At 75.0% G+C, this 612-nt stretch carries 3 pseudogenes; 2 read left to right on the top strand and 1 reads right to left on the bottom strand.

Annotation, left to right across the window (positions count from 1 at the left end):
- A pseudogene (locus FV223_RS32295) lies at nucleotides 1–145 on the top strand (gamma-glutamyltransferase); the annotation flags it as partial.
- Here FV223_RS32295 and FV223_RS32300 read toward each other — a convergent pair.
- Nucleotides 127–429, bottom strand: a pseudogene (locus FV223_RS32300) (gamma-glutamyltransferase); the annotation flags it as partial. The pseudogenes FV223_RS32295 and FV223_RS32300 overlap by 19 nt on opposite strands.
- Between FV223_RS32300 and FV223_RS29410 the strand changes: the two are divergent.
- Nucleotides 397–612, top strand: a pseudogene (locus FV223_RS29410) (gamma-glutamyltransferase); the annotation flags it as partial. The pseudogenes FV223_RS32300 and FV223_RS29410 overlap by 33 nt on opposite strands.

Raw genomic sequence — 612 nt, forward strand, 5'->3', positions numbered from 1 at the left:
CCAGCCCGTGCGCGGGACCTATCGCGGCTACGAGGTGGTCTCGATGCCGCCGCCCTCGTCCGGCGGCGTCCACCTGATCGAGATCCTGAACATCCTCGAGGGCTTCGACCTCGCCGCGATGGGTGCGCGCACCGCCGCCGCGATCCGCCCGGCGATCGGGCCGGCATAGAACGCGTCCGGGCCACCCTCGGCGACGGCGCGCAGCGTGTCGGCGAGGTCCGCCTGCACGAGGCTGTCGCCGCGGGGCAGGGGGACGTCGCCGCGGAAGAAGATCCGGCGGGTCGAGGGCCAGCGCCCGAGGAGGCCGGCCGACCGCGGCAGGGAATCGGCGAGGCCGCCGGTGACCGGGATGCCGGCGCGGGCCAGGGCCTCGGCCGGCGCGATCAGCTCGGCGAGGGACAGCTTTCCCGATCCGTAGAGGCGGTGCGCGCGGCCGGCGGCCCGATGACGGAGGCCGATCTCGCCGCCTACCGGCCGGTGGTCCGCCAGCCCGTGCGCGGGACCTATCGCGGCTACGAGGTGGTCTCGATGCCGCCGCCCTCGTCCGGCGGCGTCCACCTGATCGAGATCCTGAACATCCTCGAGGGCTTCGACCTCGCCGCGATGGGTGCG

This window comes from Methylobacterium sp. WL116 (assembly GCF_008039455.1).
Lineage (GTDB): Bacteria > Pseudomonadota > Alphaproteobacteria > Rhizobiales > Beijerinckiaceae > Methylobacterium.